At 67.1% G+C, this 26,299-nt stretch carries 23 protein-coding genes; 18 read left to right on the forward strand and 5 right to left on the reverse strand.

What is annotated here, in order from left to right; all coding sequences use genetic code 11:
• The first annotated feature begins 2 nt into the window (after positions 1 to 2).
• From nuoI to ACG00Y_RS15555, 10 genes are all read left to right on the forward strand, one after another.
• Positions 3 to 491 (forward strand): NADH-quinone oxidoreductase subunit NuoI, encoded by a 489-nt coding sequence (gene nuoI, locus ACG00Y_RS15510; protein ID WP_056196926.1) that lies wholly within the window; start codon positions 3 to 5, stop codon positions 489 to 491.
• Between the two features lie 54 nt (positions 492 to 545).
• The gene (locus ACG00Y_RS15515) at positions 546 to 1,187 is read left to right on the forward strand and encodes an NADH-quinone oxidoreductase subunit J (protein WP_394480320.1); all 642 of its coding nucleotides are present in this window, start codon (positions 546 to 548) and stop codon (positions 1,185 to 1,187) included.
• Positions 1,184 to 1,498 (forward strand): NADH-quinone oxidoreductase subunit NuoK, encoded by a 315-nt coding sequence (gene nuoK, locus ACG00Y_RS15520; protein ID WP_394469526.1) that lies wholly within the window; start codon positions 1,184 to 1,186, stop codon positions 1,496 to 1,498. Before ACG00Y_RS15515 ends, nuoK begins: the two co-directional genes overlap by 4 nt.
• A gap of 7 nt (positions 1,499 to 1,505) precedes the next feature.
• Entirely contained in the window at positions 1,506 to 3,557 is a 2,052-nt protein-coding gene (gene nuoL / locus ACG00Y_RS15525) for an NADH-quinone oxidoreductase subunit L (protein WP_394480322.1), read from the forward strand.
• Between the two features lie 13 nt (positions 3,558 to 3,570).
• Positions 3,571 to 5,049 carry an NADH-quinone oxidoreductase subunit M gene (locus tag ACG00Y_RS15530; protein ID WP_394480324.1) on the forward strand — a complete coding sequence of 493 codons (1,479 nt, stop codon included), beginning with the start codon at positions 3,571 to 3,573 and terminating at the stop codon, positions 5,047 to 5,049.
• A gap of 20 nt (positions 5,050 to 5,069) precedes the next feature.
• Positions 5,070 to 6,551, forward strand: a complete 1,482-nt coding sequence (nuoN, locus tag ACG00Y_RS15535) for an NADH-quinone oxidoreductase subunit NuoN (RefSeq protein ID WP_394480325.1) — start codon at positions 5,070 to 5,072, stop codon at positions 6,549 to 6,551.
• Between the two features lie 6 nt (positions 6,552 to 6,557).
• Positions 6,558 to 6,860 carry a DUF2818 family protein gene (locus ACG00Y_RS15540; RefSeq protein ID WP_394480327.1) on the forward strand — a complete coding sequence of 101 codons (303 nt, stop codon included), beginning with the start codon at positions 6,558 to 6,560 and terminating at the stop codon, positions 6,858 to 6,860.
• Positions 6,847 to 7,425 (forward strand): NUDIX domain-containing protein, encoded by a 579-nt coding sequence (locus ACG00Y_RS15545; RefSeq protein WP_394480329.1) that lies wholly within the window; start codon positions 6,847 to 6,849, stop codon positions 7,423 to 7,425. The genes ACG00Y_RS15540 and ACG00Y_RS15545 overlap by 14 nt, the downstream gene beginning before the upstream one ends.
• A gap of 122 nt (positions 7,426 to 7,547) precedes the next feature.
• Positions 7,548 to 8,705: an efflux RND transporter periplasmic adaptor subunit gene (locus ACG00Y_RS15550; RefSeq protein ID WP_394480331.1), complete on the forward strand. Its 1,158-nt coding sequence runs from the start codon at positions 7,548 to 7,550 to the stop codon at positions 8,703 to 8,705.
• Between the two features lie 14 nt (positions 8,706 to 8,719).
• Positions 8,720 to 11,953 (forward strand): efflux RND transporter permease subunit, encoded by a 3,234-nt coding sequence (locus ACG00Y_RS15555; protein WP_394480333.1) that lies wholly within the window; start codon positions 8,720 to 8,722, stop codon positions 11,951 to 11,953.
• Here the strand turns inward: ACG00Y_RS15555 and ACG00Y_RS15560 are convergent.
• A complete protein-coding gene (locus ACG00Y_RS15560; RefSeq protein ID WP_394480335.1) occupies positions 11,931 to 13,334 on the reverse strand; it encodes an FAD-binding oxidoreductase in 1,404 nt (467 codons plus the stop codon). The two genes, ACG00Y_RS15555 and ACG00Y_RS15560, sit on opposite strands and share 23 nt — an antisense overlap.
• The gene (locus ACG00Y_RS15565) at positions 13,331 to 13,711 is read right to left on the reverse strand and encodes a DUF2069 domain-containing protein (protein ID WP_394480337.1); all 381 of its coding nucleotides are present in this window, start codon (positions 13,709 to 13,711) and stop codon (positions 13,331 to 13,333) included. The genes ACG00Y_RS15560 and ACG00Y_RS15565 overlap by 4 nt, the downstream gene beginning before the upstream one ends.
• Before the next feature lie 21 nt (positions 13,712 to 13,732).
• Here ACG00Y_RS15565 and ACG00Y_RS15570 point away from each other — a divergent pair, with 21 nt between their 5' ends.
• Positions 13,733 to 15,034 (forward strand): YihY family inner membrane protein, encoded by a 1,302-nt coding sequence (locus ACG00Y_RS15570; protein ID WP_394480338.1) that lies wholly within the window; start codon positions 13,733 to 13,735, stop codon positions 15,032 to 15,034.
• On the opposite strand, the gene ACG00Y_RS15575 is transcribed toward ACG00Y_RS15570, so the two are convergent.
• Positions 15,006 to 15,962, reverse strand: coding sequence for a Bug family tripartite tricarboxylate transporter substrate binding protein (locus tag ACG00Y_RS15575; protein ID WP_394480340.1), 957 nt, complete (start codon positions 15,960 to 15,962; stop codon positions 15,006 to 15,008). The two genes, ACG00Y_RS15570 and ACG00Y_RS15575, sit on opposite strands and share 29 nt — an antisense overlap.
• A 27-nt stretch (positions 15,963 to 15,989) precedes the next feature.
• Positions 15,990 to 16,556, reverse strand: coding sequence for a helix-turn-helix domain-containing protein (locus ACG00Y_RS15580; protein ID WP_394480342.1), 567 nt, complete (start codon positions 16,554 to 16,556; stop codon positions 15,990 to 15,992).
• Between the two features lie 91 nt (positions 16,557 to 16,647).
• On the opposite strand from ACG00Y_RS15580, the gene kbl reads away from it, so the two are divergent.
• Genes kbl through ACG00Y_RS15595 form a run of 3 tightly spaced genes read left to right on the forward strand, consistent with a single transcriptional unit; the run spans position 16,648 to position 19,634 of the window.
• Entirely contained in the window at positions 16,648 to 17,844 is a 1,197-nt protein-coding gene (gene kbl / locus ACG00Y_RS15585; RefSeq protein WP_394480344.1) for a glycine C-acetyltransferase, read from the forward strand.
• Positions 17,841 to 18,776 carry an NAD-dependent epimerase/dehydratase family protein gene (locus ACG00Y_RS15590; RefSeq protein ID WP_394480346.1) on the forward strand — a complete coding sequence of 312 codons (936 nt, stop codon included), beginning with the start codon at positions 17,841 to 17,843 and terminating at the stop codon, positions 18,774 to 18,776. The genes kbl and ACG00Y_RS15590 overlap by 4 nt, the downstream gene beginning before the upstream one ends.
• A 48-nt stretch (positions 18,777 to 18,824) precedes the next feature.
• Positions 18,825 to 19,634 (forward strand): MipA/OmpV family protein, encoded by an 810-nt coding sequence (locus tag ACG00Y_RS15595; RefSeq protein WP_394480348.1) that lies wholly within the window; start codon positions 18,825 to 18,827, stop codon positions 19,632 to 19,634.
• A gap of 4 nt (positions 19,635 to 19,638) precedes the next feature.
• On the opposite strand, the gene ACG00Y_RS15600 is transcribed toward ACG00Y_RS15595, so the two are convergent.
• The gene (locus ACG00Y_RS15600; protein ID WP_394480632.1) at positions 19,639 to 19,947 is read right to left on the reverse strand and encodes an Mpo1-like protein; all 309 of its coding nucleotides are present in this window, start codon (positions 19,945 to 19,947) and stop codon (positions 19,639 to 19,641) included.
• 129 nt (positions 19,948 to 20,076) lie between these two features.
• Between ACG00Y_RS15600 and ACG00Y_RS15605 the strand changes: the two genes are divergently transcribed.
• The 4 genes from ACG00Y_RS15605 (at position 20,077) to ACG00Y_RS15620 (ending at position 26,273) form a co-directional block, all read left to right on the forward strand.
• Positions 20,077 to 20,541 carry a CBS domain-containing protein gene (locus ACG00Y_RS15605; RefSeq protein WP_394480350.1) on the forward strand — a complete coding sequence of 155 codons (465 nt, stop codon included), beginning with the start codon at positions 20,077 to 20,079 and terminating at the stop codon, positions 20,539 to 20,541.
• A gap of 71 nt (positions 20,542 to 20,612) precedes the next feature.
• Positions 20,613 to 21,716: a chorismate synthase gene (aroC, locus tag ACG00Y_RS15610; protein WP_394480352.1), complete on the forward strand. Its 1,104-nt coding sequence runs from the start codon at positions 20,613 to 20,615 to the stop codon at positions 21,714 to 21,716.
• 137 nt (positions 21,717 to 21,853) lie between these two features.
• Complete coding sequence (locus ACG00Y_RS15615; protein WP_394480354.1) at positions 21,854 to 23,020, forward strand: efflux RND transporter periplasmic adaptor subunit; 1,167 nt, start codon at positions 21,854 to 21,856, stop codon at positions 23,018 to 23,020.
• 10 nt (positions 23,021 to 23,030) lie between these two features.
• Positions 23,031 to 26,273, forward strand: a complete 3,243-nt coding sequence (locus ACG00Y_RS15620; protein ID WP_394480356.1) for an efflux RND transporter permease subunit — start codon at positions 23,031 to 23,033, stop codon at positions 26,271 to 26,273.
• Positions 26,274 to 26,299: the final 26 nt, after the last annotated feature.

Below are 26,299 nucleotides of genomic sequence, written 5' to 3' on the forward strand. Positions count from 1 at the left end.
CCATGACTGCAATCACGAATTTCGCGAAGACCTTCTTCCTCTGGGAATTGCTCAAGGGGATGAAGCTCACCGGCAGGCACTTCCTGTCGCGCAACATCACCATCCAGTTCCCCGAAGAGAAGACGCCGCTGAGCCCGCGCTTCCGCGGCCTGCATGCGCTGCGTCGCTACGAGAACGGTGAAGAGCGCTGCATCGCCTGCAAGCTTTGTGAGGCTGTCTGCCCGGCGATGGCCATCACCATCGAGAGCGACGTGCGCGCCGACGGTAGCCGCCGCACGACGCGCTACGACATCGACCTGACCAAGTGCATCTTCTGCGGCTTCTGCGAAGAAAGCTGCCCGGTGGACTCCATCGTCGAAACGAGCATCTTCGAGTACCACGGCGAAAAGCGCGGCGACCTGTACTTCACCAAGGACATGCTGCTGGCCGTCGGCGACAAGTACGAAGCCGAAATCGCGGCTCAAAAGGAGGCCGACGCCAAGTACCGCTGATCGCCGGCGCGCCGCGAGGCGCACCGCGGTCCAGCTCAGCTGGCCTGGATACCTATGGACATCACGACCATCCTTTTCTACGTCTTCTCCGGCATCCTGCTGGTGAGTTCGTTCCGCGTCATCACGGCGCGCAGCACCGTGCATGCGGCGCTGTTCCTGATCCTCTCTTTCTTCACGGCATCCTGCATCTGGATGCTGCTGAAGGCCGAGTTCCTTGCCATCGCGCTGGTGCTGGTCTACATCGGCGCCGTCATGGTGCTGTTCCTGTTCGTCGTCATGATGCTGGACCTGAACTCCGACAGCGTGCGCGAGGGCTTCTGGAAGCACCTGCCCGTCGCTGCTGTCGTCGGCGCGCTGATCGCCTTCGAGATGGGCATCGTGCTGATGGGCGGCTTCCAGCTGGCCGACGCGCCGGTGGCCACCGCCGAGCAGATCAGACAAGGCAACACCAAGCTGCTCGGCATCGAGGTCTACACCAGCTACCTGTACCCGCTGCAGATCGCGGCCGTGCTGCTGCTGGTCGCCATCGTCGCGGCCATCGCGCTGACGCTGCGCCGCCGCAAGGACTCGCGCGCCATGGACCCGGCCGAGCAGGTCAAGGTCACCAAGGCCCAGCGCCTGAAGATCGTCAAGATGGCGCCGACCGTCGCCACGCCGGCCGCGGGTGCCGCACCCAAAGAAGGAGGCCAGGCATGATCGGCGCACTGACCCTGGGCCATTTCCTGACGCTGGGCGCGATGCTGTTCGCGCTGTCGGTGATCGGCATCTTCCTGAACCGCAAGAATCTGATCGTGCTGCTGATGGCCATCGAGCTGATGCTGCTGGCGGTCAACCTGAACTTTGTCGCCTTCTCGCACTACCTGGGCGACATGGCGGGCCAGGTCTTCGTGTTCTTCATCCTGACCGTCGCGGCGGCGGAGTCGGCCATCGGCCTGGCCATCCTGGTCGTGCTGTTCCGCAACCGAGCCAGCATCAACGTCGAGGAACTCGACGCGCTGAAGGGATAAGAACAAGATGTCTGCTCAACTCTCCCAAAACACGCTGCTTGCGGTGCCCCTGGCGCCGCTCGCCGGCGCCATCGTTGCCGGCTTCTTCGGCAAGACGGTGGGCCGCCGCGGCTCGCACGTAATCACCATCCTGGGCGTGCTGATCGCCTTCATACTGTCGGCGCAGACGCTTTACAGCGTGGCCGTGGACGGCGCGCGTTTCAACGCGACCATCTACGAGTGGATGAAGCTTGGCCCGCTGACGATGGAGGTCGGCTTCCTCGTCGACGGCCTGACGGCCATGATGATGGTGGTGGTGACCTTCGTGTCGCTGATGGTGCACATCTACACCATCGGCTACATGGAAGAGGACGACGGCTACCAGCGCTTCTTCTCGTACATCTCGCTGTTCACGTTCAGCATGTTGATGCTGGTTATGAGCAACAACATGCTGCAGCTGTTCTTCGGCTGGGAGGCGGTGGGCCTGGTCTCCTACCTGCTGATCGGCTTCTGGTACAAGAAACCGACGGCCATCTTCGCCAACATGAAGGCCTTCCTGGTGAACCGGGTCGGCGACTTCGGCTTCATCCTCGGCATCGGCCTGCTGGTGGCTTTCGGCGGCACGCTGAACTACGCCGAGACCTTCGCCAAGGCGGACATCCTGTCCAAGATGGTGTTTCCGGGCACAGACTGGTCGCTGATGACCGTCACCTGCATCTGCCTGTTCATCGGTGCGATGGGTAAGAGCGCGCAGTTCCCGCTGCACGTCTGGCTGCCGGACTCGATGGAAGGCCCGACGCCCATCTCCGCGCTGATCCACGCAGCCACGATGGTGACGGCCGGCATCTTCATGGTGGCGCGCATGTCGCCGCTGTTCGAGCTGAGCGACACGGCGCTGAACTTCGTCATGGTGATCGGCGCGATCACGGCGCTGTTCATGGGTTTCCTGGGCATCATCCAGAACGACATCAAGCGCGTCGTCGCCTACTCGACGCTGTCCCAGCTCGGCTACATGACGGTCGCCCTGGGCGCCTCGGCCTACTCGGTCGCCGTCTTCCACCTGATGACGCACGCCTTCTTCAAGGCGCTGCTGTTCCTCGGTGCGGGCTCCGTCATCATCGGCATGCACCATGACCAGGACATCCGCAACATGGGCGGCCTGCGCAAGTACATGAAGATCACGTGGATCACGTCGCTGCTGGGTTCGCTGGCGCTGATCGGCACGCCGCTGTTCTCGGGCTTCTATTCCAAGGACTCCATCATCCTGGCGGTGCACGCCAGCACGCTGCCGGCTGCGGGCTTCGCCTACTTCGCCGTCGTTGCCGGCGTGTTCGTGACAGCCTTCTACTCGTTCCGGATGTACTTCCTCGTCTTCCACGGCAAGGAGAACTTCCGCCACAAGCCCTTCCCGGGTGAGCACGACCACCACGACGATGACCATGGTCACGGTCATGACTCGCATGTGCACGTGCCGCACGAGTCGCCTGCCGTCGTCTGGGTGCCGCTGGTGCTGCTGGCCATCCCGTCGGTCGTCATCGGCTTCATGACGATCGGCCCGATGCTGTTCGGCGACTTCCTGAAGGACGCGATCACCGTCAACACCACGGCCCATCCGGCGATGGCCGATCTGGCCCAGCACTTCCACGGTGCTCTGGCCATGGCCGCGCACGGGCTGGTGACGCTGCCGTTCTGGCTGGCTGTGGCCGGTGTCGCGACGGCCTACGTGTTCTACATGGTCGCGCCGCAGATCCCGGCCACGCTGGCCAAGGTGCTGCGTCCGCTGATCGTCGTGCTGGAGAACAAGTACTTCCTGGATTGGTTCAACGAGAACGTGCTGGCCCGCGGCGCGCGTCTGCTGGGTACCGGCCTGTGGAAGGGTGGCGACGGCGCGCTCATCGACGGGCTCATCATCAACGGCTCGGCCCGCACCGTGGGCGGCATTGCGGGCCTCGTGCGCCGCTTCCAGACGGGGTATCTGTACTGGTACGCCCTCGTCATGATCCTCGGCGTCACCGGTCTGATGACCTGGCAGCTCTGGCCCTACATCGAGCCCCAGTTCAAGTCGCTGCTCGGGGCTTGAGGAGATAACAAGAATGCCGTATTTGAGTCTTGCGATTTTTCTGCCCATCGTCTGCGGCGGGTTGCTGCTGGCGATCGGGCGTGACGACCAGAAGCACGCTGTGCGCTGGCTGGCCTTGGTTGCTGCGGTAGCGAGCTTTCTTGCCACCATCCCGCTGATCACCGAATTCAACACGGCGACGGCTGCGATGCAGTTCGTCGAGAACCTGGCCTGGATCGAGCGTTTCAACATCCGCTACCACCTGGGCGTGGACGGCATCTCGATGTGGTTCGTGCCGCTGACGGCCTTCATCACCGTCATCGTCGTCATTGCCGCCTGGGAGGTCATCGACACGCGCGTCAACCAGTACCTGGGCGCGTTCCTGATCCTGTCGGGCCTGATGGTGGGCGTGTTCAGCGCGCTGGACGGCATGCTGTTCTACGTGTTCTTCGAGGCCACGCTGATCCCGATGTACATCATCATCGGCGTGTGGGGCGGCGCGAACCGCGTCTACGCGGCCTTCAAGTTCTTCCTGTACACGCTGGCCGGCTCGCTGCTGATGCTGATCGCGCTGATCTACCTGTATGCGCAGGCGGGCGGCAGCTTCGACATCCAGACCTGGCACAAGCTGCCGCTGTCGGGCACCGCGCAGACCTGGCTGTTCTTCGCCTTCCTGGCCGCGTTCTCGGTCAAGGTGCCGATGTGGCCGGTGCACACCTGGCTGCCCGACGCCCACGTCGAGGCGCCCACCGGCGGCTCCGTCGTGCTGGCGGCCATCATGCTGAAGCTGGGCTGCTACGGCTTCCTGCGCTTCTCGCTGCCGATCGCGCCCGATGCCGCACGCGAATGGGACTGGCTCATCATCTCGATGTCGCTGATCGCCGTCGTCTACATCGGCCTCGTGGCGCTGGTGCAGAAGGACATGAAGAAGCTGGTGGCCTACTCGTCCATCGCGCACATGGGCTTCGTGACGCTGGGCTTCTTCATCTTCAACGAGCTGGGCGTGTCCGGCGGCCTGGTGCAGATGATTGCGCACGGCTTCGTGTCGGGCGCGATGTTCCTGTGCATCGGCGTGCTCTACGACCGCGTGCATTCGCGTGAGATCGCGGCCTACGGCGGTGTGGTCAACACCATGCCCAAGTTCACTGCTTTCGCCGTGTTTTTCGGCATGGCGAACTGCGGCCTGCCCGCCACGGCCGGCTTCGTCGGTGAGTGGATGGTCATCCTCGGCACCGTGCAGTACGACTTCTGGCTTGGCGGCATTGCGGCCACGGCGCTGATCTTCGGCGCGGCCTACACGCTGTGGATGGTCAAGCGCGTCTACTTCGGCGACATCGCCAATGACGATGTGCGTGCGCTGACCGACATCAACAGCCGCGAGTTCCTGATGCTGGCACTGCTGGCGATCGCGACGCTCTACATGGGCCTCTACCCCAAGCCCTTCACGGACGTGATGCACGAGTCGGTCACCGAGCTGCTCAAGCACGTGGCGCTCACCAAGATCCCGGCCTGATCCGAGCAGAGGCAAGAACAATGAACGACATGAACTGGCTCGCGATCTATCCCGAAATCCTGCTGCTCGTCATGGGCTGCGTGGTCGCGCTCGCGGACCTGTGGGTCACCGACGAACAGCGCCGCCCAACCTACTGGCTGACCCAGCTGACGCTGGTCGTCGTCGGTGGCATGCACTTCTGCTACTACGACGCCGGCCTCACCACCTACGCCATGCAAGGGATGGTGGTCGCCGACCCCATGGGCCATCTGCTGGCCGGCTTCGCCTGCCTGGCCACGCTGATCACGCTGGTCTATGCACGCCCCTATGCCGCCTCGCGCGACATGCTCAAGGGCGAGCTGTTCATCCTCAGCCTGTTTGCGCTGCTGGGCATCAACGTGATGCTGTCGGCCAACAACTTCCTGGTCATCTATCTCGGCCTGGAGCTGATGAGCCTGTCGTTGTACGCCCTCGTCGCTCTGCGTCGCGACCACGCGGTGTCCACCGAGGCGGCGATGAAGTACTTCGTGCTCGGCGCGTTGGCCAGCGGCTTCCTGCTGTACGGCTTGTCGATGATGTACGGCGCTACCGGCTCGCTGAACATTCAAGAGGTCTTCGGTGTGATCTCCCAGGGCGTCCCGAACAAGGCCGTGCTGATCTTCGGCACCGTCTTCGTCGTCGCCGGCCTGGCCTTCAAGCTCGGCGCTGCGCCCTTCCACATGTGGGTGCCGGACGTCTATCAAGGCGCGCCGACTGCCGTCACGCTGTTGATCGGTGGCGCGCCCAAGCTGGCCGCGTTTGCGATCACCGTGCGCCTGCTGGTGGAAGGCATGATCGGCCTGGCCGTGGACTGGCAGCAGATGCTGGTCGTGCTGTCCGTCATGTCGCTGCTCATCGGCAACCTCGCGGCCATCGCGCAGACCAACCTGAAGCGCATGCTGGCCTACTCGACCATCGCCAACATGGGCTTCATGGTGCTGGGCATGACGGCGGGCGTCGTCAACGACAGCACGGTGTGGGGCGCCAATGCCTACAGCGCGGCGATGTTCTATGCCGTGACCTATGTGCTGACGACGCTGGGCACCTTCGGCATGATCATCCTGCTGTCGCGCCAGGGGCACGAGGCCGAGGAGATCAAAGATCTGGCGGGTCTCGCCAAGCGCAGCCCCTGGTTCGCGCTGGTCATGACGCTGTTCATGTTCTCGCTGGCCGGCGTGCCGCCGACGGTCGGCTTCTACGCCAAGCTGGCCGTGCTGCAGGCGCTGGTCGTCAACGGTCTGCCGTTCTACATCGGCCTGGCGGTGTTTGCCGTCGCCGTGTCGCTGGTGGGTGCCTTCTACTACCTGCGCATCGTCAAGGTCATGTTCTTCGATGCGCCGACCGACACGGCGCCTCTGGCTGCGCCGGCCGACGTGCGCTTCGTCATGACGCTCAACGGCGCCGCCGTGCTCGTGTTCGGCCTGCTGCCCGGTGGCCTGCTGGAACTGTGCAAGGTCGCCATCCGCCAGGCTTTGACTACGTAAGCAGGCATGGACCAGTCCACCGCCGTCTGGCTGGTCCTCGCCGTGGCCGTCATCGCGGCCAACCTGCCTTACTTCAACGAGCGTGTGTTGCTGGTCGGCCCGCGCCACGCGCCCAAGGCCGTGTGGTGGCGGCTGCTCGAACTCGTGCTGATGGCCATGCTGACCTTCGCGCTGGGTTCCGCGCTGGAGGCGCGCATCGGTCAGCGCCACGCCCAGGGCTGGGAGTTCTACGCGGCGGCCAGCTGCCTCTTCATCACGCTGGGCTTCCCTGGCTTTGTCTGGAGATACCTGCGCCGTGGCCGAGCCTGACGAGCATCTCGTCGAGCGCCGGCTCGACAGCCAGCAGGTCTATCGTGGGCACTTCCTCGACGTGCGCCGCGACCAGATCGCGCTGCCCGACGGCAAGACCTCGCACCGCGAGTACATCCGCCATCCCGGCGCCGTCATGGTCGTGCCGCTGCTGGACGACGGCCGGCTGCTGATGGAGCGCCAGTACCGCTACCCGATGGGCCGCGTGATGCTGGAGTTCCCGGCCGGCAAGCTCGACGCCGGCGAGGACCCGCGTGTCTGCGGCCAGCGCGAGCTGCTGGAAGAGACCGGCTACAGCGCCGCCGAATGGGCTCATGCCGGCGTGCTGCACAACGCCATCGCCTACTCGGACGAGGGCATCCACATCTACTTCGCGCGCGGTCTCACGCGCGGCGAGCAGAAGCTGGACGACGGCGAGTTTCTGGAGATCGTCACGCACTCGGTCGACGACCTTGATCGCATGGCCGCCAGCGGCGAGCTGACGGACGCCAAGACGCTGATCGGCCTGCTGTGGCTGCAGCGCTGGCAGCACGGTGCCTGGGCGCTGGACTGGCAAGCCGCCTAACCTCGCCCTGCCTGGTCGCTCAAGCGACAAGCACCTCGTACATGACCTCTGGCGGCGCTGTATCAGGCCGTTAAGCTCAAGCGTTTTTTCGTCTGCCCACGTCCTCACAAGAAGGTCTTTCCATGATTCGCGCAACGCCGATCCTCACCGCTCTGACGCTGGCCTTGGCCCTCACCGCCTGCGGCAAGGGCGGCAAGCCCGATGAGGCCAAGGCGGCGTCGCCCAAGCCGGCTGCGCCGCTGCTGCTGGCACCGGAGGATCTGCGTCAGGTGGGGCAGAGCGGCCTGATCGGTGCACCCGTCATCAACGGTGCCATCCAGCCGGCCCGCCGCGCCGACCTGCGTGCCGAGGTCGCGGCCGTCGTGCTGCAGGTGGCCAAGGACAACGGCGAGCGCGTGCGCGCGGGCGATCTACTCATCCGCCTGGACGCCACGGCCATTCGCGACAGCCTCACCTCCGCCGACGAGGCGCTGCGCGCCGCGCAGCAGAACTTCGAGCAGACCGAGCGCGTGCTGGCCCGCCAGCGCACGCTGAACCAGCAGGGCATGATCTCCATGCAAGGCCTGGAAGACGCCGAGGTGCGCCGCAATGCCGCCCAGAGCGAACTGGCTGCCGCCAAGTCCCGTGCCGTCACCGCGCGCCAGCAGGTCTCGCGCACCGAGGTGCGTGCACCATTCAATGGTGTCGTCAGCGAACGCAAGATCTCCGTCGGCGACACCGTCCAGGTCGGCCGCGAGCTGGTCAAGGTCATCGACCCGGCCTCCATGCGCTTCGAAGGCCAGGTCTCGGCCGACCGCCTCGGCGAGCTGAAGCTGGGTCAGCCGGTGGCCTTCCGCATCAACGGCTTTGGTGACGCCGAGTTCCGCGGCAAGCTGGCCCGCATCGACGCGGCCGCCAACCCGACAACCCGTCAGGTCGAACTCGTTGCCGAGTTCGACGACAAAGCCAAGGCGCCGCAGGTCTCGGGCCTCTATGCCGAAGGCCGCGTCGAAAGCGCCGACCGCCGCGCGCTGGTGCTGGCGGAAAGCTCGATCGTCCGCCAGGGCGACAGCGCCTTCGTCTGGAAGGTCGCCGGCAACCAGCTGAAGAAGGTGGCGGTCACGCTGGGCGAGCGCGACGACCGCCGCGGCGAAGTCGTAATCGCCTCGGGCCTGGCCATGGGTGACCAGGTGTTGCGCGCACCCACGGGCAGCCTGGTCGATGGCGCGCCGGTGCAACGCGTCGCGTCCGGTGCCGGCGCGGCCTCCGCTGTTCCTGCGGCCGCCGCTGCCAGCAAGTAACCCCAGGAGGCAGCATGTTCCTCTCCAACTTCAGCATCAACAAACCCGTCGCGACCGTCGTCCTGGTCATCGGGTTGATGCTGGTGGGCCTGCTGGCGCTGTCCAAGCTCAAGGTCAACCAGTTCCCCGAGGTCGAGCCGCCGGTGCTCGTCATCAACATTCCGTATCCCGGTGCCTCACCCGAGACGGTGGAGCGCGAGGTCGTCAACCGCATCGAGAAGGCGCTGCAGAGCATCTCCGGCGTCGACCAAAGCAACTCCACGTCGCGCGAAGGCAGCGCCACCATCGTGCTGGTCTTCGACTTCTCGAAGAACATGATCGAGGCCGCCGACGAGGTGCGCAATGCCATCGCCTCGGTGCGCTACAAGCTGCCCACCGAGATCCGCGAACCCATCATCAACCGGGCCGACCCCGGCGCCCAGCCCATCCTGCAGCTGTCGCTGTCCAGCACGACGCTGACGCATGCCCAGCTCAGCCGCCTGGCCGAAGACCAGCTCGCCGAGCGCTTCCGCGGCATCACCGGTGTGGCGGTCGTCAACGTCAACGGTGCGCTGCGGCGTGAGCTGTCCATCCTGCTGCGCGCCGAGAAGCTGCGCGAGTTCGGCGTCTCGGTCACCGAGGTGACGAATGCCGTGCGCGCCCAGAACACGACCGCGCCGGTTGGCAAGGTACGCGGCGAGCTGGAGGACCAGAGCATCCGCCTGCTGGGCCGGCTGGAAAGCCCGGCCGAGTTCGAGCAGATGATCATCAAGCGCAGCGCAGGCACGGTCATCCGCCTGGGCCAGGTCGCCGAGGTCAAGGACGGATTCGCCGAGATGAGCGGCTACAGCCTGCGCAACGGCCGCCCGAACGTCGGCATCTCCATCACGCGCTCGCGCGACAGCTCGACGGTCAGCGTCGCCAACGACGCGCGCAAGCTCGTCAAGGAAGTCGAGAAGGAGCTGCCCAAGGGCACGACGCTGGAGATCACGCAGGACGGCGGCGAGGACGCGGAGAACAGCCTCTACAACGTCATGCATGCGCTGGTGTTCGGCGCCGGCCTGACCATCTTCGTCGTCTACGCCTTCCTGAACAGCTGGCGCTCCACACTGATCACCGCGCTGTCGCTGCCCACCTCGGTGCTGGCCGCCTTCATCGCCGTCTGGCTGCTGGGCTTCTCGCTGAACTTCATGAGCCTGCTGGGCCTCAGCTTGGCCATCGGCGTGCTCATCGACGACGCCATCGTCGTGCGGGAGAACATCGTCCGGCACATGGAGCGCGGCAGCGACCGCGTCACCGCCGCGCGCGAGGGCACGGCCGAGATCGGCCTGGCCGTGGCGGCCACCACCTTCGCCATCGTCGCGGTCTTCGTGCCGGTCGCCTTCATGGGCAACGGCCCCGGCCAGTGGTTCAAGCCCTTCGCGCTGACCGTCGTCGCGTCCGTCATCGTCTCGCTGCTGATCAGCTTCACGCTCGACCCCATGCTGTCGGCCTACTGGGGTGACCCCCCGGGCTACCACGAGCAGCCCAAGAAGGGCATCAGCAAGCTGCTGCACCGCTTCAACGTCTGGTTCGACAGCATCTCCGACGGCTACGGCCATGTCATCGCCTGGGCGCTGCACCACCGCCGCTGGATGGCCGCGTTCGCGGTGCTGAGCTTCGTTGGCGCCATCGGCTTGCAGATCAAGTTTGGTGGCTCCAGCTTCCTGCCGCAGGCCGATGCTGGCTTCCTCGTCATCGACGTGCGCGCGCCGGCGTCCAGCAGCCTGGAGTATTCCAAGCTCAAGCTCGACGCCGCTGCGGCCCTGGCCTCGACCATGCCCGAGACCAAGGCGACCACGGCCTATCCCAATGCCGCGGGTGGCCGCATCTATGTCGACATCGGCAAGAGCACCGATCGCCAGCGCTCCGCCACCGACGTGGCCAAGATCCTGCGCGAGCGCGTCGGCCGCCTGGTGGGCGCCGAGTACGTCGTGCTCGACGACCTGAACAACGGCGCGCAGAAGCCAGTGCAGATCCGCTTCTACGGCGCCGACTCGCGCAAGCTGCAGGAGATCACGCAGCAGTTCGTGACGACGCTGCGCGGCGTCAAGGGCGCGGTCGACGTGGGCTACTCCGAGCAGGACCCGCAGAACGAGCTGCAGATCGAGCTGGACCGCAGCCTGGCCAACCAGATGGGCATCTCGGTCAACGACGCGGCCCAGGCGCTGCGCGTGGCCTTCGCCGGCGTCGAGGTGGGCGACTGGATCGACCCGACCGGCGAGGCCCGCGACGTGGCGGTGCGCTTGCACCCGGCCGACCGTGTGGATGCTGCCAACATCGAGCGCCTGCCCATCACCGTCACCGGCACCAACCGCATGGTGCCGCTGGACCAGATCGCCACCGTGACGATGGGCAAGGGCCCGGGCCAGATCCAGCATGGCAACGGCAAGCGCACCATCACCGTCAGTGCCAACGCCCAGGGCCGCTCGCCGGGTGAGATCACGGCCGAGGCGCAGAAGCTGGCCAAGGCCATCAACTTCCCGCCCGGCTTTGGCATCGAGCTGGCCGGCTCGGCGCGCGACCAGGAGGTCGTCTTCACGGCCATGATCACGGCACTGCTGTCGGGCATCGCGTTGATGTACTTCGTGCTCGTCATCCAGTTCAACAGCTTCACGGCGCCGCTGGGCGTCATGCTGTCGTTGCCGCTCTCGCTGATCGGCGTCGTGCTGGCGCTGATCATGACCGGCGGCACGCTCAACCTGATGAGCCTCATCGGCGTCATCATGCTGATGGGCCTGGTGGCCAAGAACGCCATCCTGCTGCTGGACGCCACGCGCCAGGAGGAGAGGGCCGGCATCGACCGCGAGGAGGCGCTGATGCACGCGGGCCGCAAGCGCTTTCGACCCATCCTGATGACGACGCTGGCGCTGATCGCGGGCATGTTGCCGGTGGCCATCGGCATCGGCGAGGGCGGCGAGTTCTACCGCCCGATGGCCGTGGCCATCATCGGCGGCACGATCACGTCGACCGTCCTGACGCTGCTGGTGGTGCCGAGCTTCTACGACAGCATCGAGATCGCTCGCGACCGCGCCATCGCCAAGTTCCACCGCCGCGAACCGCGCTTCACGGTCGTGGGTGCCTTCGTCATGACGCTGGTCGAGGCGGTGCTGACGCTGGTGCTGGTGCGCTTCGTGTTCCGGATGGTCATGCGCGTCGTCCGCCGTCCCGCCACGCTGCTGCAGTGGCTGACGCTGGGCTTCGCTTTCAAAGCACCCGCCCAGGGTTGAGCAGGTCCAGCGGGTCCAGTGCCCGCTTGATTGAGCGCATCAGCGCGAGGGCCGTCGGGTCCTTGCGGCGGCTGAGCTCCTCGCGCTTGAGCCGGCCGATGCCGTGCTCTGCCGAGATCGATCCGCCGCGCTTCTGGACGGCGTCGTAGACCCGTTCGTTGATCGCCGTCTCGTGCGTGGCCAGGAACTCGGCCGGGTTAGCGCCGGTCGGCGCCTGCACGTTGTAGTGCAGGTTGCCGTCGCCGAGGTGGCCGAAGTTGATGACTTCGATGCCGTTCAGATAGGCGGCCAGCACCGCGTCCATCTCGGCGACGAAACCGGGAATGGCGGACACCGGCAGCGAGATGTCGTGCTTGATGTTCAGCCCCGCCTGCGCCTGGGCCAGCGGGATGGATTCGCGCAGGTGCCAGAAGGCTTTCGCCTGCTGCAGGTTCTGCGCGATGGCCGCATCCTGCACGCAGCCGCGCTCGATGGCTGCTTCCAGCAGGCCTTCTAACACGCCCCGCGCATGCTCGGCGCTTTCGGCGTCGGACAGCTCCAGCAGCACCGTCCATTCGGCCGCGCCCAGCGGCTGGGCCAGCTGTGGCAGCTCACGCGCCACCAGCGTGAGGGAAGCTCGGCTCATTACCTCAAAGCCGGTCAGCGCATCGCCCGCGCGCTCGCGCGCCAGGCCCAGCAGCGCGACTGCGTCGTCCAGCGACGCGCAGGCAGCCAGCGCCGTCAAACGGTCTTTGGGTTGGGGATACAGCTTCATCGTCGCGGCCGTGATGACGCCCAGCGTGCCCTCGCTGCCGATGAAGAGATCGCGCAGGTCATAGCCCGTGTTGTCCTTGCGCAGGCCCGACAGCCCGTGCCAGATCTCGCCCGCCGCGGTGACCACTTCCAGCCCCAGGCACAGCTCACGCGCATTGCCATAACGCAGCACCTGCGTGCCGCCGGCATTGGTCGCCAGGTTGCCACCTAGCGTGCAAGAGCCCTCGGCCGCCAGGCTGAGCGGGAACAGCATGCCCGCGCCGGCCGCCGCCGCCTGCACCTCGGCCAGCACGCAGCCGGCCTCGGCCGTCAGGCTGGCATTGGCCACGTCGATGCCGCGCACGCGCTTCATGCGTGACAGACTCAGCACGAGCTGGCGGCCACTGTCGTCCGGCGTCGAACCGCCCACCAGGCCGGTGTTGCCGCCCTGCGGCACGACGGCCACGCGGTGCTCGTGGCACAGCCGCATCACGGCTGCCACTTCGTCGGTCGACGCCGGCCGCGCCACGGCCAGCGCGCGGCCCACGTAGCGCTTGCGCCAGTCGTTCTCGTAGGCCACCAGATCGCCGCCCACCAGCAGGCCCGCCTCGCCGAGCCGCTCGCGCAGCGCGTCGAGGAAGGCACTCATGCAGGTTTCGCCGCAGCCAGCCGCAGGCGGATCTGCGCCGTGCAGGCGACGAAGACGACCACGCCCAGGATCACCTCGCCCAGCGCCAGCCACTGGCCCGGGCCGCCTTCGCTCGTGGCGCGCACCAGGCCTTCCAGCACGTAGAGCCAGATCAGCAGCGCCACCCAGCGGTAGGTGTACATGCGATAGCGCCACAGCCCCAGCGGCGCCGCCAGCAGCGGCAGCGCCTTCACGGCCAGCGTGCCGCGGCCGGTGGGGGCAAGCCACAGCTCCCAGGCCAGGCACAGCAGGATCAGCGCGACGGTGGCGCCAAAGGCGACGTTGCGCGACAGACGTTCGTTCGCGCGGGGTTCGGTTCTTTCGAGGGCAGGGGACATAGCTGCGGCATCATAGAAGCCATGTCTTCGTCCCCTGTCCCGCCAGCCGCACCAGAAGAAATCGACGCCCCGCTGGCCCGCAACCCGATCGCCTTCGCCCGCAACTTCATCACCGACCTGCTCGCCTGGCCCTGGCTGCAGACGCTGCACACCTTCCGCCAACGCTTCCGCGAGGAGAAGCTGGGCCTCACCGCCGGCAGCCTCACGTTCACGACGCTCATTTCACTGGTGCCGCTGCTGACGGTGATGCTGGCCATCTTCACGGCCTTCCCGATGTTCTCGAGCTTCCAGTCGGCGCTGGAGCAGTACTTTCTGAAGAGCCTCATTCCGCCCAACATCGCCAAGCCGGTGCTGGCCTCGCTGACGCAGTTCGCCGCCAAGGCCAACCGGCTGGGCGTCGTGGGCCTGGTTGTGCTGGGGGTCACCGCGCTGGCGTTGATGCTCACCATCGACCGCACGCTCAACGCCATCTGGCGCGTGCAGCGACCCAGGCCCATGGCGCAGCGCGTGCTCGTCTACTGGGCCGCGCTGACGCTGGGCCCGCTGCTGCTGGGCGGCAGCCTGACGCTGACGAGCTACGCCGTCAGCGCCGGCCAGGGCGTCATCGGCAAGATGCCCGCCAGCCTGTCCACGCTGCTGGGCGGCGCCGACATCGCGCTGTTGGGTCTGGCCATCGCCGGGCTCTTCCATTACGTGCCCAACACGCATGTGCGCTGGCGCCATGCGCTGCTGGGTGGTGTCTTCGTGTCCATCGGCTTTGCGCTGGCGAAGACGCTGCTGGCCTGGTATGTGAAGAAGGTGCCGACCTACTCGACGCTGTACGGCGCGTTCGCCACCGTGCCGGTTTTCCTGGTCTGGGTCTACCTGGGCTGGGTCATCGTGCTGCTGGGTGCCATCCTGGCGGCCAACACGCCCAGCCTGACCGGGCGGCTGCACCTGCGGCCTCATGTGCCGGGCCAGCCGATGGCACTGGCGCTGGAGGTGCTGCGCGAGCTGTGGCGCTCGCGCGATGCCGGTCACAGCGGCCTGTCGCACCTGGGGCTGGCGCGCGCCTTGCGGGTGGACCCGTTGCAACTGGCGCCCATCCTCGACAAGCTGCTCGCCATGGACTGGATAGGCCTGCTTGAGGAAGAGGGCGCCCAGCGCCTGGTGCTGCTGTGTGCGCCGGAGCGCACGCCGGCCGAGCCGCTGATCGCCGCCTTCCTGGCCGAGCGGCGCGGGCTGCTTGGCAACCTGTGGGTGCAGGGTGGCTGGTCGCGGCTGACGCTGGACCAGTTGCTAGGGGCTGCGAAGCCTACTGAGGCTGAAAGCCCCCGGCCTTGATGATGCGCGCCCAGGTCGCCGAGTAGGCGCGCTCGCGCGCCGCGAGCTGGGCCGAATTCATCATGCCCACCGACAAGCCCAGCTCGGTCAACCGCGCCTTCACCACTGGCTGCGCGATGACGCCGGCCAGCGCGTTGGAGAACCGCTCCACCACCGCCGGCGCCGTGCTGGCCGGCGCGAACAGGCCGTAGTACGGCAGGTCCTCGAAGCCGCCGATGCCCAGCTCCGAAAACGTCGGCACCTCCGGCAGCACGCCCTGGCGCTGCTGGCCCATGACGGCCACGATGCGCAGCTTCTTCTGCTGGTGCTGGGTGATGAGGTCGGGCACCGAGCCCACGCCGGCGCTGATCTGGTTGCCCAGCATCTCGGCCACCATGGGCGCGCTGCCACGGTAGGGAACGCTCAGCAGGTTCAGCCCGTTCTTCTCGCCCAGCAGCTTGACGAGGAACTCCGGCACCGAGGCCGGTGCCGGCACGCCGACATTGCCCTGGCCGCCCTGCTTTTTCACCCAGGCGAGGTAGTCGGGCAGGCTGGTTGCCGGCGTGCCGCCCGACAGCGCGATGGCGTTGGCGAAGGTCGCGAAGCCGGCCACTGGCACGAAGTCCTTGGCGGGGTCGAAACCGGGGTTCTTCAGCACCAGCGGCAGGATGGAGATGGTGTGGTCATGGCTGATGAACAGCGTCGTGCCGTCGGGCGGCGCAGCCTTCAGCGCCTGGGCGGCGATCTGGCCGCCGGCGCCGGGCTTGTTCTCGACGATGACCGTCGTGCCCAGCGACACCTGCAGCGCCTCGCCCAGCAGCCGCGCGATGGCGTCGGTGCCGCCACCGGCGGGGAAGCCCACCAGCAGCCGGATGGGCTTGTCCTGCGCCTGTGTGGCGAAGGGCAGGGTGGCGAGTGTCGCCAGGGTCGCGCGGCGCGAGATGCTCATGCAGGTCTCCGTGATGGAAGCTGCAGTCTACGGATGAAGCACCACCAGCAGCGCCGTCGCGGCCGACTTGCCCACGTTGCGGATGGCATGCGGTCCGTCCACCGCATAACGGGCCGTCTCACCGGCCTTGAGGCGACTCGTCACGCCTTGCGCCGTCACCTCCAGGCTGCCCGTCAGCACGCTGAGGTGCTCGCGCGAACCCGGCTCATGCGCATGTGAATCCAGCAAGCCGCCGGCCTGCACGCTCAGCTCGTACCACTCGAACTGACCCGCCAGCTCGATGGGGCCCAGGATGCGCAGCTTGCACAGGCCGTCCGGGCTGGTGAGCCCGGGCGTGGCATGGGCCGGCACCGTCTCGATGGCCGGCGTGGCCGCCCGCTCGCCGCCCAGCAGTTCGCCCATCTCAACACCCAGCGCGTTCGCCAGCCGCCACACCACGGCGACCGTGGGGTTGGCCTGGTTGCGCTCGATCTGCGACAACATGGACTTGCTCACGCCGGCCCGCTTGGAGAGATCATCCAGCGACAGGCCACGGCTGGCGCGCAGGGCTTGCAGCGCGGCGCCGACGCGCGGCGGTTCGGTGTCCATGTTCATGCTTGACTCGGCTGTACGTTTTTCAGATACTGAACACATGTTCGATATATCGAACATGTTCGCTACCGAATTGTGCACCAGGAGCTGCGCCATGAGCCAAGCCTTCTACCAACACCTGCAGTCCGAACTGGACGGCATCCGCGCCGCCGGCCTCTACAAGGCCGAGCGCATCATCACCACGCCCCAGGGCGCCGTCGTGCAGACGACCGATGGCCGCGAGGTCATCAACCTGTGTGCCAACAACTACCTCGGGTTGTCGTCGCACCCGCAGGTGATTGAGGCGGCGCACGAGGCGCTGCGCACGCATGGCTTCGGCCTGTCGTCGGTGCGCTTCATCTGCGGCACGCAGGACGTGCACAAGGAACTCGAAGCGCGCATCGCCCGCTTCGTCGGCTGCGAGGACGCCATCCTCTACGCCGCCGCCTTCGACGCCAACGGCGGCTTGTTCGAACCGCTGCTTGGCGAGCAGGACGCCATCATCAGCGACGCGCTCAACCACGCCTCCATCATCGACGGCATCCGCCTGTGCAAGGCGCAACGCTGGCGCTACGAGCACAACAACCTCGACGACCTGGAGCGCTGCCTGAGGGAAGCGAAGGCCAAGGGCGCGCGCCACACGCTGGTCTTCACCGACGGCGTGTTCAGCATGGACGGCACCATCGCCCAGCTCGACAAGATCCGCGTGCTCTGCGACCGCTACGACGCGCTGCTGGGCATCGACGAATGCCATGCGTCCGGCTTCATGGGCAAGACCGGCCGCGGCACGCACGAGCACCGGGGCGTGTTCGGCAAGATCGACATCATCACCGGCACTTTCGGCAAGGCGCTGGGCGGTGCGAGTGGCGGCTTCACGGCGGCGCGTAAGGAAGTCGTCGAGCTGCTGCGCCAACGTTCGCGGCCCTATCTCTTCAGCAATACGCTGGCGCCCAGCATCGCCGGCGCGTCGCTGGCCGTGCTGGACCTGCTGGAAGGCTCCACCGCGCTGCGCGACAAGCTGGAAGCCAACACCGCCTGGTTCCGCGACGCCATCCAGGCCGCCGGTTTCGAGATCAAGCCCGGCACCCACCCCATCGTGCCAATCATGATCTACGACGCGGTGAAGGCGCAGGCGCTGTCCAAGCGCATCCTGGAGCTGGGCATCTACGCGGTGGGCTTTTTCTTCCCCGTCGTGCCCAAGGGCCAGGCGCGCATCCGCGTGCAGATCTCGGCGGTGCATGAACGCGAGCATCTGGAAAAGGCCGTCGCGGCGTTCACGCAAGCCGGCCGTGAACTGGGGCTCGTCAAATGACGCGCATCCTCATCATTGGCGCCAACGGCCAGATCGGCACCGAGCTGGCTTTTGAACTCGCACAGCTGCATGGCAATGACGCCGTCATCACCAGCGACCTGTCGCCCAAGGGTCGCGTGCCGACGCTGCACCACGAGACGCTGGACGTGACCGACGCCGGCGCGCTGGCAACCATCGTCAAGCGCCACAAGATTACCCAGATCTACCACCTCGCCGCCGCCCTCTCGGCCAACGGCGAGAAGCACCCGATGTGGGCCTGGGACCTGAACATGAAAGGCTTGCTCAACGTGCTGGAGCTGGCCCGGCACGAGAAGCTGGACCGCATCTTCTGGCCCAGCTCGATTGCCGCCTTTGGCCCCAACACGCCGGCCGTCGACACGCCGCAGACGACCGTGATGGACCCGACGACGGTTTACGGCATCTCCAAGCTGGCCGGCGAACGCTGGTGTGCCTGGTACCACGCCAAGCACGGCGTGGACGTGCGCAGCCTGCGCTACCCCGGCCTGATCAGCTGGAAGACGCCGCCGGGCGGCGGCACGACGGACTACGCCGTCGAGATTTTCCATTCGGCACTGAAGGAAGGCCGTTACACCTGCTTCCTCGAAGCAGGCCAGGCCTTGCCGATGATGTACATGCCCGACGCGCTGCGCGCCACGATCGAGCTGATGCATGCGCCGGCCGAGCAGATCAAGCAGCGCGGCAGCTACAACCTGGCCGGCGTCAGCTTCACGCCCGAGCAGATCGCCGCCAGCATCCGCCGCCAGCTGCCGCAGTTCACGATGGACTGCGTGCCCGACTTCCGCCAGGCCATCGCCGCCAGCTGGCCGCAGCGCATTGACGATGCCGCCGCGCAGGCCGACTGGGGCTGGGCGCTCCGCTACGACCTCGACGCCTTGGTCGACGACATGCTGTTGAATCTGGCACGGGATTGAGCGCCGTCTGACAAGACCCGGCGCCCACGCACTGTTAGCCTGGGCCTCATGCGCATCGTCCTGCCCACCCTGCTGACCGCCGCCATGGCGCTGGCGCAGGCGGCGCCAGCGCCGGACGACGACCCGGACGAGAAGACGCGCTACCTGCTGGGCGCGTCGTTGACCGTCGGCCCCGAGTACGACGGCGCCAGCCGACAACGCGTGCGCATCAAGCCCGTCTGGGCCGCCAAGCTGGGGCGTTTTCGGATCACCACGTCGGGCGGCAGCGCGCTGTTGGGTTTCGGGCGCGAGAGCGCGGGCGCGGGGGCCAGCACGCAACTGCTGAAGGGCGAGAAATGGCGGCTGGGCCTGTCGCTGCGCATCGACAGCGGCCGTGACAGCGGCGATGCCCGCACGACGCGAGGCCTGCCCGACGTGAGGCGCACGCTGCGGGCCCGGCTTTACGCCAATTACAGCCTCGCGCCGGACTGGAACCTCGGCGCCTCGCTGTCTCAGGACGTGCTGGGCCGCCAGGGCGGTCTGACGGCCGGGCTCGACCTGGGCTGGCGCTTCTACCGCAGCGCCGAGACCGAGTGGACCGCCGGCCTCGGCGTGTCGGCGGCCGATGCCCGCAACCTGCGCAGCTACTACGGCGTGCCGGCCGCAGCGGCGACTGACACTGGCCTGCCCGCCTACGAACCGGGCGCGGGGCTGCGCGGCGCGCACTTCGGCGTCAACTTCAAGCATGCGCTGGGCAAGCACTGGTTCGTGTTCGGCGGCGCCGGCACCAGCCGCCTGCTGGGCCCGGCGGCGGACAGCCCACTGGTGCAGCGGCCGGGCGGTTCGACCGCCGCCGTCGGGGTGGCCTGGCGCAACTGAGCGGCTACAGCTTGATGCGGCCGATCCAGATGTCGCGGTACATGACCCAGTCGCCCATGAAGCTGTAGAGCGGGTACTTGAACGTGGCCGGCCGGTTCTTCTCGAAGAAGAAGTGGCCTATCCACGCGAAGCCGTAGCCACACAGCAGGCCGTTCAGCAGCCAGACGGGGTGGCCGGTGGTCACCAGCCGCCACAGGCACAGCAGCACCAGCGTCGAGCCGATGAAGTGCAGCCGCCGGTTGCGGCGGTCGCCGTGCTCGCGCAGGTAGTAGGGGTAGAAGTCGGCAAAGCGGTGAAAGCGCTCGGGGTCCATGCGCCATTCAAGCGCGCCGCCGCCACGGCCGCAAGCCACTGCATCGCCGCCGGGCATGGTGTTTTTCATGGGGGCGAGGCGAGTGCTTTGTGTGCTATGTTGCCCATGAGTTTTGCCTTGGAGAGCACCATGAAAGTCGTCGATATCCTGCGTGTCAAAGGCGGCACCTTGTTCACCGTCACGCCCGACGAACCGCTCAAGGAGTCGCTGGCCGTCATGGCCGAGCGTGACATTGGCTCGCTCGTCGTCATGGAGCATGGCGACCTGGTCGGCATGCTGACCTTCCGCGAAGTCATCCAGGCCGTCGTCAAGAACGGCGGCGAGGTCGGCTCGACCATCGTGCGCACCGTCATGGACGATGCACCGCTGACCTGCACGCCCGAGACCGAGATCGACGAGGTGCGCCGCATGATGCTGGGCCGCCATGCGCGCTACATGCCGGTCATGAACGGCAAGACGCTGATGGGCGTGATCTCGCTGTACGACGTGGCCAAGGCCGTGGTGGACAGCCAGGACTTCGAGAACCGCATGCTGAAGGCCTATATCCGCGACTGGCCGGTGGAAGAGAACGCCGAGCCCGAGTCCAAGCTCTAGAAGTTCGCAACGCATGAAGGCGGCCTTGCGAGGCCGCTTTTGCTTGTGCGGGCCGCCTAAACTTGCGGTCTATGTCAGGCAGCACCTTCGGCGAACTCTTTCGCGTCACCAACTTCGGCGAAAGCCACGGCCCGGCCATCGGCTGCATCATCGACGGCTGCCCGCCCGGCATGACGCTGAGCGAGGCCGACATCCAGCCCGAGCTGGACCGCCGCCGCCCCGGCACCAGCCGGCACGTCACGCAGCGCAACGAGCCCGACGCGGTCAAGATCCTGTCGGGCGTCTACGAGGGCGTCACGACCGGCACGCCGATCTGCCTGCTGATCGAGAACACCGACCAGCGCAGCAAGGACTACGGCAACATCCTCGACACCTTCCGCCCTGGCCACGCCGACTACACCTACTGGCGCAAGTACGGCGTGCGCGACCCGCGGGGCGGCGGTCGTTCGTCGGCGCGGCTGACGGCGCCCATGGTGGGCGCCGGTGCGGTGGCGCGCAAATGGCTGCGCGAAGCCTATGGCACCGAGTTCCGTGGCTGCATGACGCAGCTGGGCGAGATCGAGATCCCGTTTGAGGGCTGGCAACACGTCGGCCAGAACCCCTTCTTCGCCGCCAACACCAGCAAGATCGCCGAGCTGGAGGCCTACATGGACGCGCTGCGCAAGGCCGGCGACTCGGTCGGCGCGCGCATCCGCGTCGAGGCCACCGGCGTGCCGGTCGGCCTGGGCGAGCCGCTGTTCGACAAGCTGGATGCCGACATCGCCTATGCGCTGATGGGCATCAACGCGGTCAAGGGCGTGGAGATCGGCGCCGGCTTCGGCGTCGTCGCGCAGCGCGGCAGCGAGCATGGCGACGAGCTGACGCCGTTGGGCTTTGCCAGCAACAACTCGGGCGGCATGCTGGGCGGCATCTCCACCGGGCAGGACATCGTGGCCAGCATCGCCATCAAGCCCACCAGTTCCATCCGCAGCCCCAAGGCCAGCATCGACCGCGCGCTGCAGCCGACCACGGTGGAGACCTTCGGCCGCCATGACCCCTGCGTCGGCATCCGCGCCACGCCCATCGCCGAGGCCATGCTGGCCCTGGTGCTGATGGACCATGCCCTTCGTCATAGGGCGCAGTGCGGGGATGTGGTGCTGCCCATCGATCCCATTGCGGCAGCCCGCCCGGCCTGAAGTTCTCCGACACCGGCCTACGGCCCGGCGAGTGCAGCTCAGCCCCCGCAAAACGCGTTTCGTCACTCCGCCGCTGCGTCGCGGCGCTCTCGTTTCTAGACTGCAAAGGTCTGTTTCAGAGAGCGTTCGGGGGAGTCATGCGCAAGTCGTTCAAGTTGGGTGGCATCGCAGCGGTCGTGCTGCTGGTGGGCGGCGCCGGGGTGGCCGTCATGGCCAGCAAGGGCGACGGCCCCAAGAAGCCGGGTGACGAGAAGGCCAAGCCGGCGCTGGAGTTCGTGGCCAGCGAGGTCGTCAAGCCGGTCATCACCGCCATGCCGGGCCAGATCGAGTTCAGCGGCCCACTGGTGGCGCCGGGCACGGTCGTCGTGCGCGCCAAGTCCAATGGCACGCTGCTGAATCTGGCGGTGGGCGAGGGCAGCCGCGTGAGGGCCGGCCAGGTGCTGGGCCAGGTCGACCTGGAAGAGCTGCGCTACCGTATCGCCGAGCGCGGCGCGAGCGTCGAGGCCATGCGCGCCCAGATGGACCAGGCGGCCCGCACGCTCAAGAGCAACGAGGATCTGGCGGCCAGGAATTTCATCGCCCAGACGGCGCTGGACAACTCCCGCGCCGCGTACGAATCCGCCCGCGCCAACTGGAATGCCGCCAAGGCCCAGCTCGACACCAGCCAGGTGACGATGCGCCAGGCGGCGCTCGTCGCGCCCATCAATGGCGTCGTCGCCAAGCGCCACGCATTGCCGGGCGAGAAGCTGGCGTCCGAACAGCAGATCCTCAGCATCGTCGACCTCGCCAAGCTGGAGCTGGCCGGCCTGGTGGGCACGCACGAGGTGAGCCGCCTGCAGCCGGGCATGGCCGTGCAGGTGAAGGTGGAGGGTGTGGACGAGCCGGTCGAGGCCAAGATCGCGCGCATCGCGCCGGCCGCCGAGCCGGGTACGCGCTCCATCGGCGTCACGCTGGTACTGGACAACCCCAAGGAGCTTTACCGCGCCGGCCAGTACGCCGTCGCCAAGGTCGTGCTGCAGGACGACACGCAGCGCCTGACCGTGCCCATCGCCGCCATCAGCCGCAACGCCGGCCAGGAGCAGGTCTGGATGATCGAGAAGGGCGCCCTGGTGCGCCGCATCGTGACGACAGGCCGCAGCGATGCGCGTGAAGGCCGTGTCGAGGTGTTGAACGGCCTCAAGCCCGAGGCGCAGGTGCTGGCCGCGCGCTTCGACAACCTGCGCGAGGGCGACCCGGCGCAAGTCGTGGCCACCAAGTCGGCCAAGGTCGCCAGCGCTGCCGCCTCCGCGCCGGCGCAGCAGTGAGGAGCGCGCCATGTGGATGACCCGCGTTTCCATCCAGAACCCGGTCTTCGCGACCATGGTGATGGTGGCCCTGTGCGTGCTGGGCCTGTTCTCGTATTCCAAGCTGGGTGTCGAGCAGATGCCCGACATCTCCTTCCCCGGTGCCATGGTGGACGTGCGCTACCCCGGCGCCTCGCCCGAGGCCGTCGAGCGCGAGATCGCCAAGCCGCTGGAAGAGGCGCTGAACACGATTGCCGGCGTCGAGCGCATCCAGTCGCGCAGCTTCGAGGGCCGGGTGCAGGCCAGCGTCGAGTTTTCGCTGAACGCCGACATGGGCCGTGCGATGCAGGACCTGCGCGACCGCGTGGCCGCCGCGCAGGCCCGGTTCCCGCGTGACGCCAAGCCGCCCACGGTGCAGCGCTTCGAGAACGACAACGCGCAGCCCGTCGTCGTGATGGCGCTGCTGAGCCCCACGCGCGGCTCGCGCGAGCTGTCCATGATGGCCGACCTGATCGTCTCCAAGCGCCTGGGCCGCGTGGAAGGCGTGGCCAAGGTGGACGTGGGCGGCATGACCACCCGCGAGGTGCGCATCGACCTGGACCCGATGCGGCTGCGCGCCTACGGCGTGACGCCGGCCGAGATCGCCAAGGCGCTGGCCGATGCCAATGCCGACCAGCCCGTGGGCCTGCTGTCCGACCAGACCAGCGACGCAATCCTGCGCGTGGAAGGCCGTGTGAAGGACCCCAAGGCCTTCGGGCAGATGGTCGTCGCGCGCCGCGGAAACCTGGCGCTGACGCTGAACGACCTCGGCACGCTGGTCGAGCGCGAGCGTGAGCAAGACAGCATCGCCCGCATCAACGGCCAACCGGCCGTCAGCTTCAACGTCTTCAAGCAGCAGGACGCCAACATCGTCAAGACCGGCGAGGCCGTGAAGGAGGCGATGGAGGAGCTGCGCAAGACGCTGCCCAAGGACGTGGAACTGCGCCTGATCTATGCCGGCAGCGACTTCGTGAAGGGCTCGCTGACCGGCCTGCAGCACACGCTGATCGAAGGCGCGCTGCTGACCGTGGCCATCGTCTTCCTGTTCCTGCACAGCTGGCGCTCCACCATCATCACGGGCCTGACGCTGCCCATCGCCGTCATCTCCAGCTTCATCGCCGTGCATGCCTTCGGCTTCACGCTGAACTTCATGACGATGATGGCGCTGAGCCTGTGCATCGGCCTGCTCATCGACGATGCCATCGTCGTGCGCGAGAACATCGTGCGCCACGTGGCCATGGGCAAGGACCACCGCACCGCTTCCTTCGACGGCACCAACGAGATCGGCCTGGCCGTCATGGCGACCACCTTTGCCATCTGCGCCGTGTTCGTGCCGGTCGCCTTCATGGGCGGCATCATCGGCAAGTTCTTCTACCCCTTCGGCATCACCGTCGCCGTCGCGGTGCTGGTCAGCCTGTTCGTCAGCTTCACGCTGGACCCGATGCTTTCTGCCGTCTGGCACGACCCGCCGAGCACGCGCATCAAGCACTGGCCGGTCATCGGCCACCTGATCCGCGCGACCGACTGGGGCATGGACCGCCTGCACGACCTGTACGCCAACACGATCGACTGGGCCTTCTCCGGCCGCCGCTACCGCGTCTTCGTGCCGCCCATTCCCGCCTACGGCCACCCGTTCAGCGCCGATGGCCAGCGTGACAAGGCCGCCAGGCGCCGGCTGCGCTTCGCGACGTTGACGCCGCGTGGCCTGGTCATGTGGGGCGCCTTCGCCAGCTTCGTCGCTGCACTGGCGCTGGCGCCGATGGTGGGCAGCGAGTTCGTGCCGCAGACCGACAATGGCTTCACGCAGGTCAACCTACGCATGCCGGTGGCCAGCAGCATCGAGCGCGGCAGTGCCAAGGTCGCGCAGATCGAGGAGATTCTGGCGACCTACCCCGAGATCAAGACCGTCTCCACCGTGGTGGGCAGCACCGGCGAGGGCATGGCCACGGGCCGCAACCAGGCGTCGCTGAACATCACGCTGACCGACCGCAGCGAGCGCAAGCGCACGCAGAAGGAGATCGAGGACGCCATCCGCGCCGACATCGCCAAGATCCCCGGCATCGAGGTCAGCGTGGGTTTTGACCGGCCGATCTGGATCACCATCCTGGGCAGCGACCCCGAGGTGCTGACCCAGGCCGCCAAGGACTTGGTCGAGAAGATCAAGAAGATCCCCGGTGCGGTGGACGTGGACACGACGGTCAAGCCCGGCCTGCCGGCCTTCGCCGTGCGGCTGAAGGACTCGGCCATCCGCGAACTAGGCCTGACCGCGCCGCAGATCGCGTCGTCCTTGCGCGCCTACGTCAACGGCGAGATCGCGACCTACTGGACCACGCCGGACGGCAACCAGGTCGAGGTGCTGCTGCGCCTGCCGCGCGAACAGCGCGAGCGCATCGAGCAGATGAGCAAGCTGCCGGTGGCCTTCTCGGCCTCGGGCGCGCCCATCACGCTGGACCAGGTCGCCACCATCGAGCCCGTGTTCAACCCCGAGGTCATCCGCCGCGAGAACCTGCAGCGCCGCGAGGCCGTGTTTGCCGGCGTGCAGGGCCGGCCCAGCGGCGACGTGAACGCCGACGTGCAGGCGCTCATCAAGAACACCCAGCTGCCACCGGGCACCAGCTTCAAGGTCGACGGCGCCGGCAAGCAGCAGGCCGAGGCCTTCAACGGCCTGCTCGCGGCCATGGCGCTGGCGGCCATCTTCATCTACATCGTGCTGGCCAGCCAGTTCGGCAGCTTCCTGCAGCCGATCGCGATCATGGCGAGCCTGCCGCTCGCGCTGATCGGCGTGATGCTGGCGCTGCTGCTGTGGCGCTCGACGCTGAACGTGTTCTCGATGATTGGCCTGGTCATGCTGATGGGCCTGGTGACCAAGAACGCCATCTTGCTGGTCGACTTCGCCAACCACGCCCGCAAGGCCGGCGCCACGGTGGCCGAGGCGCTGCGCGAGGCGGGCCTGATCCGCATGCGCCCCATCATCATGACGACGGCGGCCATGGTCTTCGGCATGCTGCCGATGGCCATTGCGCTGAACGACGGCGGCGAGATCCAGGCGCCCATGGGCCGCGCCATCATCGGTGGCGTCATCACGTCGACGCTGCTGACGCTGGTGGTGGTGCCGGTGCTGTACAGCTACCTGGTGCGGGACAAGAAGCCCGTGGCCAAGGCGGCGGAGCAGGGCGGTGCGAGTTCGCTGCCGCTGCATGGCATGCCTGGGGCGATGCCTGCAGACAAGGATTAAACGATCTCCCTCGAGCGCTTCAGCGC

Origin of the sequence: Pelomonas parva, from assembly GCF_043555835.1 — a bacterium.
Lineage (GTDB): Bacteria > Pseudomonadota > Gammaproteobacteria > Burkholderiales > Burkholderiaceae_C > Pelomonas > Pelomonas parva.

Excerpts from the sequence above, each read along its gene's own strand:
- ACG00Y_RS15565 (WP_394480337.1), bottom strand. The coding sequence starts at position 13,711 with ATGTCCCCTGCCCTCGAAAGAACCGAACCCCGCGCGAACGAACGTCTG.
- kbl (WP_394480344.1), top strand. The coding sequence starts at position 16,648 with ATGAGCCAAGCCTTCTACCAACACCTGCAGTCCGAACTGGACGGCATC.
- ACG00Y_RS15555 (WP_394480333.1), top strand. The coding sequence starts at position 8,720 with ATGTTCCTCTCCAACTTCAGCATCAACAAACCCGTCGCGACCGTCGTC.
- ACG00Y_RS15570 (WP_394480338.1), top strand. The coding sequence starts at position 13,733 with ATGTCTTCGTCCCCTGTCCCGCCAGCCGCACCAGAAGAAATCGACGCC.
- ACG00Y_RS15550 (WP_394480331.1), top strand. The coding sequence starts at position 7,548 with ATGATTCGCGCAACGCCGATCCTCACCGCTCTGACGCTGGCCTTGGCC.
- ACG00Y_RS15595 (WP_394480348.1), top strand. The coding sequence starts at position 18,825 with ATGCGCATCGTCCTGCCCACCCTGCTGACCGCCGCCATGGCGCTGGCG.
- ACG00Y_RS15575 (WP_394480340.1), bottom strand. The coding sequence starts at position 15,962 with ATGAGCATCTCGCGCCGCGCGACCCTGGCGACACTCGCCACCCTGCCC.
- ACG00Y_RS15605 (WP_394480350.1), top strand. The coding sequence starts at position 20,077 with ATGAAAGTCGTCGATATCCTGCGTGTCAAAGGCGGCACCTTGTTCACC.
- ACG00Y_RS15620 (WP_394480356.1), top strand. The coding sequence starts at position 23,031 with ATGTGGATGACCCGCGTTTCCATCCAGAACCCGGTCTTCGCGACCATG.
- ACG00Y_RS15615 (WP_394480354.1), top strand. The coding sequence starts at position 21,854 with ATGCGCAAGTCGTTCAAGTTGGGTGGCATCGCAGCGGTCGTGCTGCTG.
- nuoL (WP_394480322.1), top strand. The coding sequence starts at position 1,506 with ATGTCTGCTCAACTCTCCCAAAACACGCTGCTTGCGGTGCCCCTGGCG.
- nuoI (WP_056196926.1), top strand. The coding sequence starts at position 3 with ATGACTGCAATCACGAATTTCGCGAAGACCTTCTTCCTCTGGGAATTG.
- ACG00Y_RS15560 (WP_394480335.1), bottom strand. The coding sequence starts at position 13,334 with ATGAGTGCCTTCCTCGACGCGCTGCGCGAGCGGCTCGGCGAGGCGGGC.
- ACG00Y_RS15540 (WP_394480327.1), top strand. The coding sequence starts at position 6,558 with ATGGACCAGTCCACCGCCGTCTGGCTGGTCCTCGCCGTGGCCGTCATC.
- ACG00Y_RS15580 (WP_394480342.1), bottom strand. The coding sequence starts at position 16,556 with ATGAACATGGACACCGAACCGCCGCGCGTCGGCGCCGCGCTGCAAGCC.
- nuoN (WP_394480325.1), top strand. The coding sequence starts at position 5,070 with ATGAACGACATGAACTGGCTCGCGATCTATCCCGAAATCCTGCTGCTC.
- ACG00Y_RS15515 (WP_394480320.1), top strand. The coding sequence starts at position 546 with ATGGACATCACGACCATCCTTTTCTACGTCTTCTCCGGCATCCTGCTG.
- ACG00Y_RS15590 (WP_394480346.1), top strand. The coding sequence starts at position 17,841 with ATGACGCGCATCCTCATCATTGGCGCCAACGGCCAGATCGGCACCGAG.
- aroC (WP_394480352.1), top strand. The coding sequence starts at position 20,613 with ATGTCAGGCAGCACCTTCGGCGAACTCTTTCGCGTCACCAACTTCGGC.
- ACG00Y_RS15600 (WP_394480632.1), bottom strand. The coding sequence starts at position 19,947 with ATGGACCCCGAGCGCTTTCACCGCTTTGCCGACTTCTACCCCTACTAC.
- ACG00Y_RS15530 (WP_394480324.1), top strand. The coding sequence starts at position 3,571 with ATGCCGTATTTGAGTCTTGCGATTTTTCTGCCCATCGTCTGCGGCGGG.
- nuoK (WP_394469526.1), top strand. The coding sequence starts at position 1,184 with ATGATCGGCGCACTGACCCTGGGCCATTTCCTGACGCTGGGCGCGATG.